Source organism: Aeromonas salmonicida subsp. salmonicida (genome assembly GCF_001643305.1).
Classification (GTDB): domain Bacteria; phylum Pseudomonadota; class Gammaproteobacteria; order Enterobacterales; family Aeromonadaceae; genus Aeromonas; species Aeromonas salmonicida.
The window spans coordinates 150,862-166,932 of the sequence record NZ_LSGW01000044.1; the positions used below are offsets into that span (position 1 = coordinate 150,862).

Genomic DNA, 16,071 nt, shown 5'->3' on the forward strand with positions numbered 1-16,071 from the left:
GGCCGATGCTGGCCGCCATTTTCTGACTCGCCCCCGCCCGCTATAATGCCCGCTCATTCCAATGCGGGGAGCCTGCCGTGTATTGCAACGACGAACTCTCACTGTTTCGCAATGAAGTGGCCGATGTGCGCCCCATTCGCAGCGACAATATCCATTCCCCTGCGGGCAAACCCGTCCCGACGGAAGCGCAACTGGCCCGCCGTCAGGCGGCTACCGCCGAGCAACTGGCACTCGACCACCTCACCATGGAGGCGGTGGAGATGCTCGATCCCCATGACATCATCGGTTTCAAGCGCGATGGGGTGCAGGAGGGGGTCTACAAGAAGCTGCGACTCGGCAAATATGAGTTGCAGGCGAGCCTTGACCTGCATCAGAAGACCCTTAATGAGGCGCGTCAGGTGCTGGTGCAATTCATTGCGGATTGCGAGGTGCGGGACATCCGCTGCCTGCTGATCCTGCACGGCAAGGGGGAGCGCAGCACGCCGCGAGCCCTGCTCAAGAGCTATGTCAGCGCCTGGTTGCCGCAACTGCCCGCCGTCATGGCCATCCACAGCGCAGAGCGCCGCCACGGTGGCAGCGGCGCCCTCTATGTGCTGCTGCGAAAAAGCGATCGCCAGAAGGCGGAGAACCGCGAGCGACACCAGAAGCGGCTCGGCTAGTCAGCAACCGTCATCTGGTCAGGCCCCTTCAGCCAGGGTGGTAAACGCGCGATGGCAGTGTTAGCATCGATCGGCCCCGATCATGCCAGGTACGGGGTGCATACCATCAGGGACGATAACAAGGACAATCCCATGTTATATCAAAAACTTGAACAACATCAGCAACAGCTGTACCGGCTCTCCCACCTCAGCGCCATCTGCGGCTGGGATCAGGCCGCCATGATGCCGGAGGGCGGCAACGAGGCACGCGCCGAGGCCATGGCCGAACTCGGCGTGCTGATCCACCACAAACGCACAGCCCCCGAGCTTGGCGACTGGATAGCCAAGGCCGAAAGCGAGCCGCTGGATAACGCTCAGCGCGCCAATCTCGCCGAGATAAAACGCCACTGGCAGGATGCGAGCCTGCTGCCCACGGATCTGGTCGAGGCCTTATCCCTCGCGGGCAGCAAGTGCGAGCACGCCTGGCGCAGCCAACGCAAAAACAACGATTGGGCAGGCTTCGCCCCCAATCTGAAGGAAGTGGTGGCCCTGTCGCGGGAAGTGGCGCGCCTTCGCGCCGAGGCGCTTGATGTACGCCCCTACGACGCCATGCTGGCGCTGTACGAACCCGGCATGACGAGCGCGCGGCTGGATCAGATCTTCGGCGATCTCACTGGCTGGCTGCCCGGCCTGATCCAGCAAGTGAGTGAACAGCAGAAATATGAATCCATCTTGATCCCGCAAGGTCCCTTCCCCATCGCAAATCAGCAGGCGCTCGGCCAGGAGGTAATGGGGCTGCTCGGCTTTGATTTCGCCCACGGTCGGCTCGATGTGAGCAGCCACCCCTTCTGTGGCGGCGTGCCGACCGACGTGCGCATCACCACCCGCTACAACGAGCAGGAATTCGTCTCCAGCCTGATGGGCATAGTGCATGAAACCGGCCACGCCCGTTACGAGCAACGGCTGCCGCGCCAGCTGCTGGGCCAGCCGGTGGCCGAAGCGCGATCCATGGGCATTCACGAAAGCCAGAGCCTGTTCTGCGAAATGCAGCTCGGCCACGATGCGGCCTTCCTGGCGCTGCTGGCACCGCACATTCGCGCCCACTTTGGCGAGCAGGCGGCGTTTGCGCCGGCGAACCTGGTGAAGCTCTACAACCGGGTCGAGCCCGGCTTTATCCGGGTCGATGCGGACGAGGTGACCTACCCGGCTCACGTGATCCTGCGCTACGAGCTGGAGCGTGACCTTATGGAAGGGCGCATCGAGGTGGCGGATCTGCCCGAGCTGTGGGATGCCAAGATGCAGCAGTGGCTCGGCCTCTCCACCCAGGGCAACTACCAGAATGGCTGCATGCAGGACATTCACTGGACAGACGGCTCGTTTGGCTACTTCCCGAGCTACACGCTCGGCGCCATGTATGCGGCGCAGCTGCGTTTTGCCCTCGAGAAAGAGCTGGGGAACATGAGCAGCGTGATCGAGGCGGGCCGCCTGCCGGAGGTGCTCGCCTGGCTTGGTCGCAACATCTGGTCACAGGGCAGTATGCACAGCACGGATGAGCTCATTCGCCGTGCGACTGGCGAGGCGCTGAACCCGCGCTGGCTGCGCCAGCATCTGGAGCAGCGCTATCTGAAATAACGGATGCGGCGACAGCGAATGAAGAGGGCAACGGGGCAGCGAGACTGTCCCGTTTTTATGGGCAATCCATCACAGCGGGTCGGGGGTGGTGAGAAGCTCGCGCAATTGCAGGATATTGCCTTCCGGATCGAACGCATTGCGCAGTACCAAGCCAGGTCCCTGCCACTGCTGCGGCAACAGGCCGCCACCGAGGTCGGCCGCCTTCGCCTCGGCCCAGGCGAGGCTTGGCACGGTAAAGAACAATTTGATCGCCCCCTCTTCCCGCAGGATCGGTGGCACCTGAATATCGATATCACAGGCAATCGACTCGGGAATGGCGTGGATCAGCAACTGGATGTCGTGATTTTCCATCACCACTAAGCCGGCTTCCTGACTGCGAATATCCATCTGCAGCAAGGTGCGGTAGAAATGGGTCAGCAGGCCGAGATCCCTGGCGTAGATCAGGGCGCCGGCGCGAGCGGGTCCGGGCATGGTGCAATCCTCCTTGGATGTTGTCACCCCAGATTCTCACACTTGCCCGCCCGGTTCGACCGCTTTCAATCTCGTCATCGGCTCTCTCCCGACGACAATTTTATTTCAATTCCTGTCCGTTTCTGGCTAGTCACTGCGCCCACTCCCCCTTACTCTCAGCCATACACCCAATGCAGAGCTTGCATCCCATGACCCCACAGCCCGTCAGTGACAACCCTCAGGATGAAGGGATCCCGAGCCTCAGCCGCGAACAGTGCCATGCAGCCCGCCTCGCCCGCGATGCGCGCTTCGATGGCCGTTTCTTTACCGGCGTGCTCTCCACCGGCATCTACTGCCGCCCCGTCTGCCCCGCTCGGCCACCGCACGAGCACAACGTGCGCTACTTCCGAAGCGCAGCCGCCGCCGAGCAGCATGGTCTGCGCCCATGTCTGCGCTGTCGCCCCGAGCTGGCCCCTTCCGCCAGCGGCGATCTGCCGCCCGGACTCGCCCGTTTGCTGGCGCGGATCGAACGTGGCGAGCTGGCAGACACAACGCTCGCAATGCTCGCGCAGCAGGCCGGGATCACGGAGCGCACGCTGCGCCGCCAGTTCGAACAGCACCTTGGTGCCTCGCCAAAACAGGTGGAGCAGACGCGCCGCCTGCTGCTCGCGAAACGGCTGCTGACCGAAACTGCACTGCCCATCACGGATATCGCATTTGCGGCAGGCTTTGCGAGCATCCGCCGCTTCAACGATGCCTGGAGCCAGGCGTATGGCCTCGCGCCCAGAGCCCTGCGACAACAGCAAGGGAATGAGGGGGCGGCGGAAGGTGGCGCTGCACTCACGCTGCAATTGCCGTATCGCCCGCCCTACGATGTGGCGGCCATGCTGGCGTTCTATCGGCTACGGGCCATCCCCGGGCTGGAGCGGGTTGATGGAAATGTGTATGAACGGCGCCACAGGGTCGGCGATCAGTCTGGATGGATCCGCATCGAGCAGGGCAAGGGCCATAGCATCAGGCTCACAGTGCATGATCTGCCGCCCGCTGCACTGCCTGATCTCTTGTATCGCGTGCGCCGCATGTGGGATCTCGATGCCGACATGCAGCGCATCGGCGAGCGGCTCGGCCAGGATCCGCTGCTGGCCCGCTTGCAGTCACGCTGGCCCGGGGTGCGACTGCCCGCCGGTTGGGATGAGTACGAGGTGATGTTGCGCGCCATTGTTGGCCAGCAGGTATCGGTCAAGGGCGCCATCACCATCATGGGTCGGCTGCTGGCGCGTACCGAGGCGCAATTCGGCGTGGCCCAACTGCCCACACCAGCGCAGCTGTGTGCACTGGATCTCGACGGCATCGGCATGCCCGGCAGTCGCATCCGCACGCTGCAAGGGCTCGCCGCTGCGCTTGCAAGCGGTACGCTTTCCCTGAACACGGCCAGCGACGAACAATTATTGGCCTTGCCGGGCATAGGCCCCTGGACGGTCGCCTACTGGCGGCTACGCTGCGGGCAGGATCCGGACGCCTTCCCCGCCTCCGATCTGGTGCTGCAAAAGGCGCTGGGGGGCGGCGACAAGCTGCCAGTGAAGGAGGTGCTGGTACAAAGCGAAGCATGGCAACCCTGGCGCGGCTATGCCGCGAGCTGGCTGTGGCACGCCATGAGCGAACAACCGGCACTGCTCATCAAGCAGCCATCGACCCCCACTGCGAGCCTGGTTTCACCCACAACGGGGAGCAATCCGCCCCAACGCTATGACGAGGAGATAACCCATGATCCGCTATGACGTGTTGCCAACAGACTGCGGCGAACTGCTGGTCGCCATCAACGCCCGCGGCCTGGTGCACGTGGACTTTGTGGCTGGCCTGCGGGCACTGCCCGATATGAGCGGCTGGCAACAAGACAGTGAAGCGCTCGCCCCCTATCTTGCCGAATTTGCCGCCTATTTCGCCGGGCGTCTGCAGCGCTTTACCCTGCCGCTCGCCGCCCACGGCACCGCCTTTCAGCAGGCGGTATGGCAGGCACTGTGCGACATTCCCTATGGCGAGACCCGCAGTTATGGCGATATCGCCCGCGCCATCGGCAAACCGGCGGCGGTACGGGCAGTGGGCGCGGCGAACGGTCGCAATCCGCTCTCGATCATAGTGCCGTGCCATCGCGTGATAGGCCAAAACGGCAGCCTGACCGGTTATGCGGGCGGGCTGCCCATCAAGCAGCAGTTGCTGGCGCTGGAATGTGATCAGTCACGTTCAGCCAACCAGCCATGAAAACCGAGCGCCTGAAAATAGCGCCAGCCAGTGCCAAACCCGGCAGCCCCCAGCAGTTGCCGGGTTTGGTCCTCATTCAAGGGGAAAAAGTCCCGATCCAGACGCTGTATCATCTGCTCGCTGGCCGAGAGCGGTAAACCGGCCAGATGGGCCTGCAGGCCCATAACCGCTCGCTCGGTGTCATCTTGCGCCGCCATCAAGTCGGCCATCAGCAAGGGAGATCCCGCCCGGAGCTGACGGGCAATATCTCGCAGTAGCGCCGTTTTTTGCTCAAAGGGAAGGAAGTGCAGCACCAGCAGACAGAGCGCACCGTCACACTGCAGGCTCTGCGCCGGTAGCGGCCCCTCCTACCATGTGACCCGCTCGGCCATGTCTGCCAGCTCCGCCCGCTGGCGGGCCTGTGCCAGCATGTCCGCCGAAATATCCTGGGCAATAAACTGCCATTCGGGACAGGACTGTCCAAGCAGCAAGAGTTCACTGCCGGTGCCGACCCCCACCAGCAGCACACGGGCGCGAGGACCAAGCCTCGTCATCAGTTGGGCCGCACTGAGCTGATGCAGCAGCGCATAACCGGGTACCAGCCGCGAGATGCGCTGATCATAATCTTGTGCCCCGTCACCTTTGAATCGTTCCACCATCTGCCCCTCCTTGCTCGTTGAAACCCTTGATACGGGCTCCTGTCGGGAGAAGGTAAAGCGCCATGATGACGCAAGGGTTCAGACCTTGTACGCCGCCCACGAGACGACCAGGGAACGGCGACCAGGAGCGCCGCTAGCTATCTCTCTTGTTTCTCAGGGCTGGATTGAATATTCGCTTGATGGAAGCCGGACTGTTCGCCAGCTTGGCCGTGGGGCGGCGGGGACGCCTGACCAGTTCGCCGCCGTAGTTGGGGCAAGTCAGTTGCAGATAGTGCTCGCTGCAATCGGCGCAGAAGGTGCACTCGAAAGAGCAGATATAGGCAAGCCCGGTGTCGGCGGGCAGGTCCTTGTCACAACATTCACAGTTGGGCCTGAGTTCGAGCATGGTGGTTGGCCTCAGTGGCAGCAGAAGAAGGTGAGCGGCTCAGTCGACGATAAAGAGCCTGGCGCCCTGCTCGGTGAAGGATCGATGGGGCTCGGCGTTGTCGGCTACCTGATAGCTCATGCCCGCCGTCAGGGTGAAGACGCGGCCATCCTGCAACTCTGTGTGCAGCTCTCCCTCGATGCAGAGCAGGACGTGGCCCTTACTGCACCAGTGATCCGCCAGATAGCCAGCAGAATATTCAACCATCCGAACCCGCAGCGCACCAAAGGTTTGGGTATGCCAACGGGCGACGCCGGTTTCCCCCTTGTGCTCGGTCGGTTCGATATCGGCCCAACGGGTCGTGCAAAACGGCAGGTCTTTGATTTCCATCACAACTCCATTTGTCGAAAAAACGGGGATCCCAAGGACGACTCGCTTGCCCCCACAGAAGGCATCGCCATGCCAGCCATTGACCGCGGCATCTCGGGCAAGCGGGCCCTCTCTCGAGCGTCTTATACTGCCATCAAACCCACTCCTGTGGCATTCCCCGTCTGGTATCTTGATGGGCCATTAACGCTTGAGGCTCCCCATCACCTGCATTTCGCAGCGGTGGCAGTCAAAGCGCAGGCGGAAGCTGTCCTTGCCCATCTTGAGCTCCAGCGGTTCAGCCTTGAGGCCGGGCACCTCTTTCGGGCAGAGGTTCTGGCTGTAGCGGATGCAGTGCTTGGTGATCATCAGCACCACTTCTCCCTCCTCCTTGTTCGCCTCATAGACGGGAGCGATGCGCTCGACCCCGTGCTCGCGGAAGAACTGCTCGGCCGCGCTGTTCAGCACATTGCCAAGGTAGGAGAGGCGGTGCTGGGGATAGCTGACATCCCGCAGGGCAATGCGCCGCTCGGGCCTCTGGTAGCTGGCAAGACGAGCCTCCTCCAGCGCGGCTATGCCATTCCGACGCAGACCGTTGAGCATGGACGCGGCGATGAATAGCGGGTAAGTGAATGCCAACTCAATCTTGCGCGCCACAAACAGGGTATTGCCGAGTTTGCCAAGCTGGTCGCGTGCCTGTTGCCGCGCCCGCTCCGGATTGTCGGCAGGCTGTTTGTCGCAGGGAAGCAGGACGGTGGCGCTGATGCCCTGCTCATCGGTGAGATCGAGCCGGATCCCTTCGTCGCATTCAGAGAGCTGCATATCGACCCGGATGCGACGATCCGCGCTCGCGCTTGATAGCATCTTGCTGAATGCCTGATCGTGGTTGCGGTAGATTTCTGTGCCCACTTTCAGACCAGGAATGGACTCGGAGAAGAGTAACTGCTTACGTCCTGCCCTCTCTTCCACCTTGTTGAGGCGCATCCCCACCAGCTCCTTGTTCGGCTTGAAGAAGCCTAGACCGTCGCCGTTGTTGAGAGTGACCTGCTTGCCGTCGATCTCGATGCCATCCTTGGTGACTCTGGTGACACGCCCCAGCGGTTCACCCACATATTTCGGGCTCTGGGGTGGAGTCGATCCCCTGCTGACGACCATGGAGGAAGTAGTCGGTAGAGCCACGGTTGAAGCTCTTTTTCGGATCCGGCTCGAAGCTGTAGCTGCAACGACCCGCCGAGGCAGCCACCAGATCGGAGCGGCTGTCGAGAATGGCGTCGAGCTTCTTGCGATACCAGGCGGTGACGTTCTTGACGTAATCGAGCCCCTTGAGGCGCCCCTCAATCTTGAAGGAGCGAATGCCTGCCGCGATCAGCGCCTCCAGATTGTCGGTCTGATCCATGTCCTTGAGCGACAACAGGTGACTGTCGGCCACCAGCACTTCCCCATCGGGCTTTTGCAGCGAACAGGGCAGCCGGCAGAGCTGGGCACACTCGCCACGATTGGCGCTGCGGCCGGTACGGGCATGGCTGATATTGCACTGGCCGCTGTAAGAGACACAGAGCGCGCCGTGGATAAAGAACTCCAGCTGCACATTGGTCGCTGCGCTTATCTCGCGGATCTGCGCAAGGGACAGTTCGCGCGCCAACACCACCTGAGAGAAGCCCACATCCTGCAGAAACTTCACCTTCTGTGGCGTGCGGTTGTCGGTCTGGGTACTAGCATGGAGCGCTATGGGCGGCAGATCGAGCGCCAGCAGCCCCATGTCCTGCACGATAAGTGCATCGGCCCCCGCTTGGTAGATCTGGTGGGTCAGGCACCGGGCCTGCTCCAGTTCGTGATCGTGCAGCAAGGTGTTGAAGGCGACAAAGACCCGGGCGCCGAAACGGTGGGCATGGCGCGCCAGCGCTTCAATATCGTCGAGGGAGTTGCCCGCCGCGCTGCGGGCACCAAAGGCAGGGCCGCCTATATAGACGGCATCGGCGCCATGGTTGATCGCTTCGATGCCGTAGGCGAGATTCTTGGCCGGAGCCAGCAGTTCGAGGCGCTTCAGTGTGTGGTGATGAGTCTGTGGATGCATGGTCTCTGAATCTATCGGCAGACAGAAAATGCCCGTCACTCTAGGCCAGTCACCCTGGATTTGCCTTGATCCCGCTTAAGATCACCGCGAAATACAGGATTGAACGTCTGACGCTCGCAGTCCCGCCCGTGGAGCCGGGAAATCGTTCAGCGGCCCAGCCCTCATGGCGCGAGCCGCTGACAAGCGAACCTCAGAGCACTACTTTGAGTGCCAGCCCCAGCAGCACCAGACCGCTCACCTTGTCGATGACAAAGGACTTGGCCTTGAGCCAGGCCAGCACTGGGCCGCGAGAGAGTACCAGCGCCACCAGCACGTACCAGACAGCATCTATGCCGCCTGCGGTGAGCATCATGATCCCCCCCTCGTTCCAGCCAGTGTCGGCCCGCACAAACTGGCTGAACAGGGCGATAAAGAAGATGGCGAGCTGGGGGTTGAGAAAGGCCACCATAAAGCCTTCGAATGCCCCCTGACGGCCACGCAGTTGATGAACCACCTCCTCGGTCTTGGCGCTGACGGGCTTGGCAAGCAACGCCTTGATGCCGAGCCAGGCGAGAAACGCGGCGCCGCCGTAGCGGATCAGATCAAACAGCAGCGGTGTCTGGGTGATCAGCACCGACAGCCCCAGCGCAGTAATAAGCGCATAGATCCCCACCCCAAAGCCGTGACCGAGGGCGGTCGCCACTCCGTGCCCCTGCCCACCCTGCACAGTGTTGCGAATGATCAACGCCAGACTCGGCCCCGGGCTGATGGCTCCCATTACACAGATCGCGGCCAGTGCCAGCCAACTCGTCAATTCCATACCCTTTCCTTGTCTGCACGCTGAATGTAAATACCTGGGCTCAGGGTAAGGGGCGGCTTGTTATGCCAGAAGTGAAAGTTGTGAATAGATTCCATAGCCAATAGCTATAGCCTGGTACAACTGACTGGGCTAGCGAGCGCGAACCAGCAGCTTGCGACTCTCGGCAATGGTGCGCTGCAGGTGCTCCCGCAAGAAGGGGTAAGCCAGCTCGCGAAACCACTTGTGGGCAGGGTCCTGATGATGGCGCTGATGCCACAGCAGATGATACTGCTGGGATCGAGTCGCAAACGGCAGATCCTGAAAGGTGAGCCCGTGCTCGCGGGAGAGCTGCCAGGCAATATGGGCAGGCGTCGTCATCAGGCAATCGGTGCGCAGCAACACCTCCACCGCAGCCTGAAAGAAAGGCACACGGGCAAACCAGCGCCGAAGCAGCCCCTGCGGCGCCAATACCTGCTCTACCGGGCTGTCCTTGTCTCCGCCGCCACTCACCTGCAGATGGGGCCAGGCGAGATACTCATCCAGGCCTAGAGGATTGCCCGCCAACGGGTGGTGGCTGCCCATCAACACCACCAGCCGATCTTCTCCCTGATGCAGACCACGGATCTGCTCCGGCACCAGATCCGTGATAGTGGAGACCAGATCCAGCTCGGATTGCCACAACTGTGGCAGCTGGCGCTTGTCCCACAGACTGTATTCCAGCGCAGCCAGGGGCGCCTCCCTGGCCAGCGCCGCACAGATATCCGGCAGAATATGCTGGGCCACGTAATCGGATGAGGCGAGTCTGAATACCCGCTCGCAGCGGCCAGGGTCAAACCCGGGCGCCTCATAGAGCCGCTCCAGCGCACAGAGGGAGTCAGACAGCTGAGCCGCCAACGTCTCGGCCCTGGGCGTCAGCAACCAGCGTTGCCCTTCACGCACCAGCAGTTCATCACCAAACTCGTTGCGCAACTGGCCGAGCTGCTTGCTGATGGAAGGTTGGCTCAGGTGCAACAGCTCCGCCGCCCGGCTGATGTTGCGGGTCTCCAGCAACACCTTGAGGGTCGGCAACAGGTTGAGATTGGCTTTGTGCAAGGGGTGACCCCATCCGTGGTGGAAAGCCCTATCTTAGGGCAGAGGCGTCTTTCGTTTTAAGCAAAATTTCCCGCTATTTTCGGCCACAGACGCCACCTGTCGAGCCGCCTTGCAGCCAGATGACCACTCAGGTAACCCTTCAGATAACGATGACCACAAGATGACAGTGGTTGTCTCGTGCGGCATAATTGCGCGATTTTCCGCCCGCGGGCGATCCACTTTGAGAAGCGGTAACAAGATGAAATACGCCAATATCACCGGTTGGGGCAAATGTCTGCCTCCCTCTGTGCTGACCAACGATGACCTCAGCACCATCATGGATACGTCGGATGAGTGGATCTATCCGCGTACCGGTATCAAGGCCCGCCGGATCTCCCATGTCAGCACCTCGGATCTCGCCACCCTGGCCGGTCGTCGCGCCCTCGCCTGTGCCGGTCTCGACGCCAGCGATCTCGATGGCATCATACTGGCCACAGCCACCCCGGATAATCTGCTGCCGAGCGCGGCCTCTGCGGTGCAGAAGAAGCTCGGCGCCGTCAACGCCGCCGTGTTCGACCTCAACGCCGCCTGTACCGGTTTCGTCTACTCCCTCTCCGTCGCCACCTCGCTGGTGCAAACCGGCATGATGAAGAAGGTGCTGGTGATCGGCGCCGAGCGCCTGACCTATCTGCTGGACTGGGCACGCCGGGACACTGCCGTGCTGTTTGGTGATGGCGCAGGTGCCGTAGTGATCGAAGCAAGCGAGCAGGAGTGCGGCCTTATCGCCAACAAGCTCGGCTGTGACAGTGAAGCACGGGAGATACTGCACGTCCCGAACTTTGGTACCGATCGAGTGCGTTTTGCCGATGTCGATGGCCTCTTCACCTTCAACTTCGAAGGGCCAGAGATCTTCAAACGCGCCGTGCGCGGCATGGGAGAAGCCACCAGCTCAGTGCTGGCTCAAGCTGGCATAGATCCTGAACAGGTCGATCTCATAGTGCCGCACCAGGCCAACATTCGCATTATCGAGACTCTGGCCAAGCGCATGAACGCCCCCATGGAAAAGGTGATGGTCAACATCGAAAACTACGGTAATACCTCCGCCGCTACCGTGCCTATCGCCCTGTGCGAAGCGCTGGAGCAAGGCCGCGTCAAGCCGAACTCCTATCTGCTCACCGCCGCCTTCGGTGCCGGTCTGACCTGGGGCGCCGCCATCATCAAATGGGGCGATCGCGTTACTCCTGTCGGCCAATGCGATGCCGAACTGCCCCCGTGCGACCAGAGTGCGCTGGAGCTGATTGCCCACGCCGTCGAAGGCTGCCAGAAGGCCCACGCCAACCAGGCCTGATCCTCATCGGGAGCCTGATCATCAGGCTCCTCTCTTCTCCCTTTACCGCCTTCCCGCTCGTTAGATCATCACCACGCTACCGCATCCATATTCCAGTTTTCTCAGTACTCCCCCCCGAATAAGACCAATTCGCAACCAAGTACTTTTTTTGCGCTAACCTTACTGAGCCATTTGTAACTATGGGTTCAGGCGCAGCTCATCCTTCTTGTCACCAGCGGGAGAGCGGCGGGTTCCCATCTCAACTCACGTGCAGGGATGAGTTCGCGTATGACAGATCACAAAACGGCAGAGACCACTGCATTCTGGGACCCGGTGAGCTGGGCATCTTGTCTGGGCATAGGCCTGCTCAGCACCCTCTTGCTGGTGCTGGCCGGCAGCCCCCTGCCTTATCTGCTTGCCAACGGCGCGCTGGCGCTGGGCGCCGCCGTGTGGAACTCACACCACTATCACAACAAGCAGGAGTCAAGACCCCACGAAGAGGAGCAGGCTCATACCTGGTCAGCAACCCAGCTCAACCATTCCATCATCGGGCTCGAGCAGGTGTGTGAAAAGGCCGTCCCCATCTGGTCACAACAGATTGAAAACTCTCGACTGCAAACCGAAGAGGCCATGATCGATTTGACCCAGCGCTTTGCGGGGCTCACCACCAAGCTGGAAGAGGCAGTAGCCGCCTCACACGATGCTGCCGGGGATCTGGGGGGGGCAAAGTCGGCAGGTATGGCCGCCGTACTGGCCGAGAGTCAGGCCCAGCTCAATCAAGTGCTCACCATCATGCATTCGGCGCAGGCCAATCGCGACGCCATGCTGGCAGAGATCAAGACCCTTACCGCCTACACCATAGAACTCAATACCATGGCGCTCGACGTGGCCAAGATAGCCTCCCAGACCAACTTGCTGGCGCTCAATGCCGCCATCGAAGCCGCGCGGGCTGGTGAGGCAGGTCGTGGTTTTGCCGTGGTGGCCGACGAAGTCCGCACCCTCTCACGCCTCTCCAGCGAGACGGCCCAAAAGATGACGGACAAGGTCGACACCATCAACACAGGTATCGGCCGCGCCTTCCAGATAGCAGAAAGCGCCGCCGCACGAGACCAAGCCGCGGTCAGCGACTCTGAACGCGCCATCGAGCAAGTACTGGAGCGCTTTCGTATGGCTACCACCAGCCTGTCGGAATCAGCCGTCTTGCTGCAGAGCGAGAGCGCAGGGATCCACAGGGAGATCTCCGATGTCATAGTGTCGTTACAGTTCCAGGATAGGGTCAGTCAAATACTCAACCACGTACGCCAGAACATGGACAGTCTCTATGACCACCTGGTTTCTTCCCGCAACCGGCCCCATCAATCCGGCCCCCTCCAGATCGATGCAGACAGCTGGCTGAGATGGAGCTCTCCTATGCCACCGATGAACAACGCAACATTCACCACGGCCGCCGCCAAGCCACTGTGGTCAACGCATCCAGCAATACAGACGTCACTTTTTTCTAGGAGACAACTATACCCAAAACAGTCCTGATCGTGGATGACTCGGCAACTATTCGCCAAGTGGTCGGCATGACACTCAAGGGAGCCGGATACGAGGTGATGGAAGCCTGCGATGGCAAGGATGCCCTCAGAAAACTCGACGGCAAGAAGATCAATCTCATCATCAGTGACGTCAACATGCCGAACATGGACGGCATCAGCTTCGTCAAGGAGGCCAAGAAACTGGCCAACTACAAGTTCACCCCCGTCATCATGCTGACCACGGAATCCCAGGACAGCAAGAAGCAGGAAGGGCAAGCCGCCGGGGCCAAAGCCTGGGTGGTCAAGCCGTTCCAGCCAGACCAGATGCTGGCGGCCGTCGCCAAACTCATCATGCCCTGAGCCTGGAGGCGACCATGCCGCTACACATAGAGACGGGTGAGCACAAAACCCTGGTCAAAATATCGGGGGAGATGACCATCTATACCGCCGCCGAGCTCAAGCAGGCACTCACGCCCCTGCTCTACCGCCAGCAGGCGCTGGAGCTGGATCTTTCTGGGGTATCCGAGATGGATAGCGCCGGACTGCAACTGCTGCTGGCCGCCAAGAAAACGATGCAGCAAGGAGATTCTCCGCTGCATCTGGTCATGCATAGCCATGCGGTGCTCGATGCGCTGGAGCTGTGCCAGCTGGCTGCTTTCTTTGGCGATCCCACCCTTATTCCCCACGCAGATCACGCCTAGGCAGTCCCAGTGACAAGGAGGCATTCGTGAGCATCAATCTTGATCAGGCCCTGCAAACCTATATAGCCGAGGCACGCGAACTGCTGGAAGAGATGGAGTCTTCCCTGCTGACCCTGGAAAACGACCCGGAGAACAGCGAGCTGATCGGTGCCATCTTTCGGGCGGCACATACCATCAAGGGCTCCGCTGGTCTGTTCGGCTTGCAGCCCATCGTCAGCTTTACCCACATAGTCGAGGATCTGCTCGATCAGGTGCGCAATCAGCAACTGGGGATCACGACTGCGCTCATCAAGGATCTGCTGGAGAGCCGGGATCATATCGAGCGGCTGGTCTATCTGGTTGCAGAGCTAGGGTCGGCGCCAGGGGACGATGAACTGGCGCAAGACGCTCAGCTGAGGCTCAACTTGGCCAGACATCAAACTGCCAGCCAGAGCCAGCTGCCGGAGCGCACTGCGTCAACCATCCCAGACCCGGTCAGCAAGGAGGAGGGGCACACCAGCGCCACTTCCCTGTGGCACATCTCCCTGCGCTTTGGCCCGGATGTGCTGCGTAACGGTATGGATCCCACCTCGTTTTTACGTTATCTCGGCACCATCGGCACCCTCTGCGCCATCGAAACCCTCCACGATACCCTGCCCGACTGGGAACATTTTGATCCGGAAACCTGCTACCTCGGCTATGAACTCGATGTCGATACCCAGGCCGACAAGAGCACCCTGAGCGATGTGTTTGAATTCGTACGTGACGACTGCCGCATCACCATACTGCCCCCGCATAGCAAGATTGCTGAATACATAGACCTCATCAATGAATTGCCGGAAGACAACGACATGCTGGGGCAACTGCTGGTCAAGACAGGAGCGTTGACGGCTAGCGAACTGGCACTGGGCCTGCAAACTCAGCATGACGACCAGCGAACAGAGAACAGCAAGCTGGGAGAAATACTGGTCGCTCAGGGCGCAGTCGACGGAGTCGTGGTGGATGCGGCGCTCAAGAAACAGAACCAGAACAAGGAGAACAAAAACAAGGAGGGACGCTATGTTCGGGTGCACGCCGACAAACTGGATGAGCTGATCAATCTGGTCGGCGAGCTGGTGGTCGCCAGCTCGGGTGCCAGCCTGCTGGCACAGCGCTCGCGGGACAGCCAGCTGCAGGAGGCCAACTCCACCATTGCCATGCTGGTTGAAGAGATCCGGGACGGGGCCTTGCACCTGCGCATGGTGCCCATCGGCGACACCTTCAACCGCTTCCAGCGGGTCGTACGGGATGTCAGCCACGAGCTGAACAAGGACATTGCGCTGGTCATCACGGGCGGAGATACCGAGCTCGACAAGTCTGTGGTGGAGAAGATTGGCGATCCCCTGATGCATCTGGTTCGCAACTCCATGGATCACGGCATAGAGTCGGCCGAGCAGCGCCTCGCGGCAGGCAAACCGGCAAGAGGCACCTTGACTCTCAACGCCTATCACGACTCCGGCAGCATCGTCATCGAGATCCTGGACGACGGTGCCGGACTCAACAAGGCAAGGATCCTGCAAAAGGCGCAGGAGCGGGGGCTGGTGGCCGCCGGCGCAACATTGACGGATCAGGAGATCTATCAGCTCATCTTCGAGGCAGGCTTCTCTACCGCCGAGGCCGTTACCAACCTCTCGGGCCGGGGCGTCGGTATGGACGTGGTCAAACGCAACATCACGGCCCTGCGCGGCAGCGTCGAGCTGGACAGCAAGCCGGGACAAGGCACCCGGGTTCAAATCAGGCTGCCACTGACTTTGGCCATCATCGACGGTTTTCTGGTTCGAGTCAGCACCACCCATTACGTCATCCCGCTCGACATGGTGATCGAATGCGTGGAGCTGACCCAGAGTGCACTGGATGACACCCAGGGACGCAACTACATCAATCTGCGTGGCGAGGTACTGCCATTTGTCAGGCTTCAGCACTACTTCGACGTCGAGGGGGCCAGAGGACGCAGGGAAAACATCGTCGTCGTCAGTCACGGCGGCAAGAAATCCGGGCTGGTGGTCGACGAGCTGCTGGGGGAGTTCCAGACCGTCATCAAGCCGCTCGGCAAGCTGTTTCAGCGCCTGCAGGGGATCAGTGGCTCCACCATTTTGGGGGGTGGCGAGGTCGCCCTGATCCTGGACATCCCCTCCCTCATTCAACATGCCATCGATCAAGAGCTAGGCCAGCTGAGCCAGTACGCCATTCCTCGCATGCAAACCCAACCAAGAGCCAATTAACGCCAGGAGCCAG

At 60.9% G+C, this 16,071-nt stretch carries 15 protein-coding genes and 2 pseudogenes; 9 read left to right on the plus strand and 8 right to left on the minus strand.

Translation table 11 applies throughout. The features are described 5' to 3' along the window. Positions 1-77: 77 nt before the first annotated feature. Together smrA and AXW79_RS04225 are read left to right on the plus strand one after the other, a co-directional pair. Positions 78-659: a DNA endonuclease SmrA gene (smrA, locus tag AXW79_RS04220; protein ID WP_005311878.1), complete on the plus strand. Its 582-nt coding sequence runs from the start codon at positions 78-80 to the stop codon at positions 657-659. 132 nt (positions 660-791) lie between these two features. Further along, a complete protein-coding gene (locus AXW79_RS04225; RefSeq protein ID WP_005311876.1) occupies positions 792-2,270 on the plus strand; it encodes a carboxypeptidase M32 in 1,479 nt (492 codons plus the stop codon). 69 nt (positions 2,271-2,339) lie between these two features. Here AXW79_RS04225 and AXW79_RS04230 read toward each other — a convergent pair whose 3' ends face one another. Beyond that, a complete protein-coding gene (locus AXW79_RS04230; RefSeq protein WP_005311875.1) occupies positions 2,340-2,741 on the minus strand; it encodes a VOC family protein in 402 nt (133 codons plus the stop codon). Between the two features lie 170 nt (positions 2,742-2,911). On the opposite strand from AXW79_RS04230, the gene AXW79_RS04235 reads away from it, so the two are divergent. Together AXW79_RS04235 and AXW79_RS04240 are read left to right on the plus strand one after the other, a co-directional pair. Further along, the gene (locus AXW79_RS04235; RefSeq protein ID WP_017412487.1) at positions 2,912-4,498 is read left to right on the plus strand and encodes an AlkA N-terminal domain-containing protein; all 1,587 of its coding nucleotides are present in this window, start codon (positions 2,912-2,914) and stop codon (positions 4,496-4,498) included. Continuing rightward, a complete protein-coding gene (locus tag AXW79_RS04240; RefSeq protein WP_005311871.1) occupies positions 4,485-4,979 on the plus strand; it encodes a methylated-DNA--[protein]-cysteine S-methyltransferase in 495 nt (164 codons plus the stop codon). The genes AXW79_RS04235 and AXW79_RS04240 overlap by 14 nt, the downstream gene beginning before the upstream one ends. Here AXW79_RS04240 and AXW79_RS23565 read toward each other — a convergent pair. The 7 genes and pseudogenes from AXW79_RS23565 to AXW79_RS04270 all read right to left on the minus strand — a co-directional run bounded on the left by AXW79_RS23565 (position 4,952) and on the right by AXW79_RS04270 (position 10,291). Further along, entirely contained in the window at positions 4,952-5,194 is a 243-nt protein-coding gene (locus tag AXW79_RS23565) for a hypothetical protein (protein WP_227534445.1), read from the minus strand. The genes AXW79_RS04240 and AXW79_RS23565 overlap by 28 nt on opposite strands. Positions 5,195-5,326: 132 nt before the next feature. Then, on the minus strand, positions 5,327-5,617 hold the full coding sequence (locus AXW79_RS23570) for a methyltransferase domain-containing protein (protein WP_227534446.1): 291 nt from the start codon (positions 5,615-5,617) through the stop codon (positions 5,327-5,329). Between the two features lie 133 nt (positions 5,618-5,750). Then, complete coding sequence (locus tag AXW79_RS04250) at positions 5,751-6,002, minus strand: DUF1272 domain-containing protein (protein WP_005311869.1); 252 nt, start codon at positions 6,000-6,002, stop codon at positions 5,751-5,753. A 39-nt stretch (positions 6,003-6,041) separates the two neighbouring features. Continuing rightward, entirely contained in the window at positions 6,042-6,371 is a 330-nt protein-coding gene (locus AXW79_RS04255) for a DHCW motif cupin fold protein (RefSeq protein ID WP_005311867.1), read from the minus strand. Between the two features lie 180 nt (positions 6,372-6,551). Continuing rightward, a pseudogene (locus AXW79_RS04260) lies at positions 6,552-8,421 on the minus strand (peptidase U32 family protein). Between the two features lie 190 nt (positions 8,422-8,611). Next, the gene (locus AXW79_RS04265; RefSeq protein WP_005311865.1) at positions 8,612-9,220 is read right to left on the minus strand and encodes a LysE family translocator; all 609 of its coding nucleotides are present in this window, start codon (positions 9,218-9,220) and stop codon (positions 8,612-8,614) included. 129 nt (positions 9,221-9,349) lie between these two features. Then, on the minus strand, positions 9,350-10,291 hold the full coding sequence (locus tag AXW79_RS04270) for a LysR family transcriptional regulator (RefSeq protein ID WP_005311863.1): 942 nt from the start codon (positions 10,289-10,291) through the stop codon (positions 9,350-9,352). Positions 10,292-10,529: 238 nt separating this feature from the next. On the opposite strand from AXW79_RS04270, the gene AXW79_RS04275 reads away from it, so the two are divergent. The 5 genes and pseudogenes from AXW79_RS04275 to AXW79_RS04295 all read left to right on the plus strand — a co-directional run bounded on the left by AXW79_RS04275 (position 10,530) and on the right by AXW79_RS04295 (position 16,058). Next, positions 10,530-11,618 (plus strand): ketoacyl-ACP synthase III, encoded by a 1,089-nt coding sequence (locus AXW79_RS04275; RefSeq protein WP_005311861.1) that lies wholly within the window; start codon positions 10,530-10,532, stop codon positions 11,616-11,618. Positions 11,619-11,885: 267 nt separating this feature from the next. Beyond that, positions 11,886-13,099, plus strand: a pseudogene (locus AXW79_RS04280) (methyl-accepting chemotaxis protein). A 9-nt stretch (positions 13,100-13,108) separates the two neighbouring features. Continuing rightward, positions 13,109-13,477, plus strand: a complete 369-nt coding sequence (locus AXW79_RS04285) for a response regulator (RefSeq protein WP_017412489.1) — start codon at positions 13,109-13,111, stop codon at positions 13,475-13,477. 14 nt (positions 13,478-13,491) lie between these two features. Next, positions 13,492-13,818: an STAS domain-containing protein gene (locus tag AXW79_RS04290; RefSeq protein WP_005311856.1), complete on the plus strand. Its 327-nt coding sequence runs from the start codon at positions 13,492-13,494 to the stop codon at positions 13,816-13,818. 26 nt (positions 13,819-13,844) lie between these two features. Then, a complete protein-coding gene (locus AXW79_RS04295) occupies positions 13,845-16,058 on the plus strand; it encodes a chemotaxis protein CheA (RefSeq protein WP_005311854.1) in 2,214 nt (737 codons plus the stop codon). Positions 16,059-16,071: the final 13 nt, after the last annotated feature.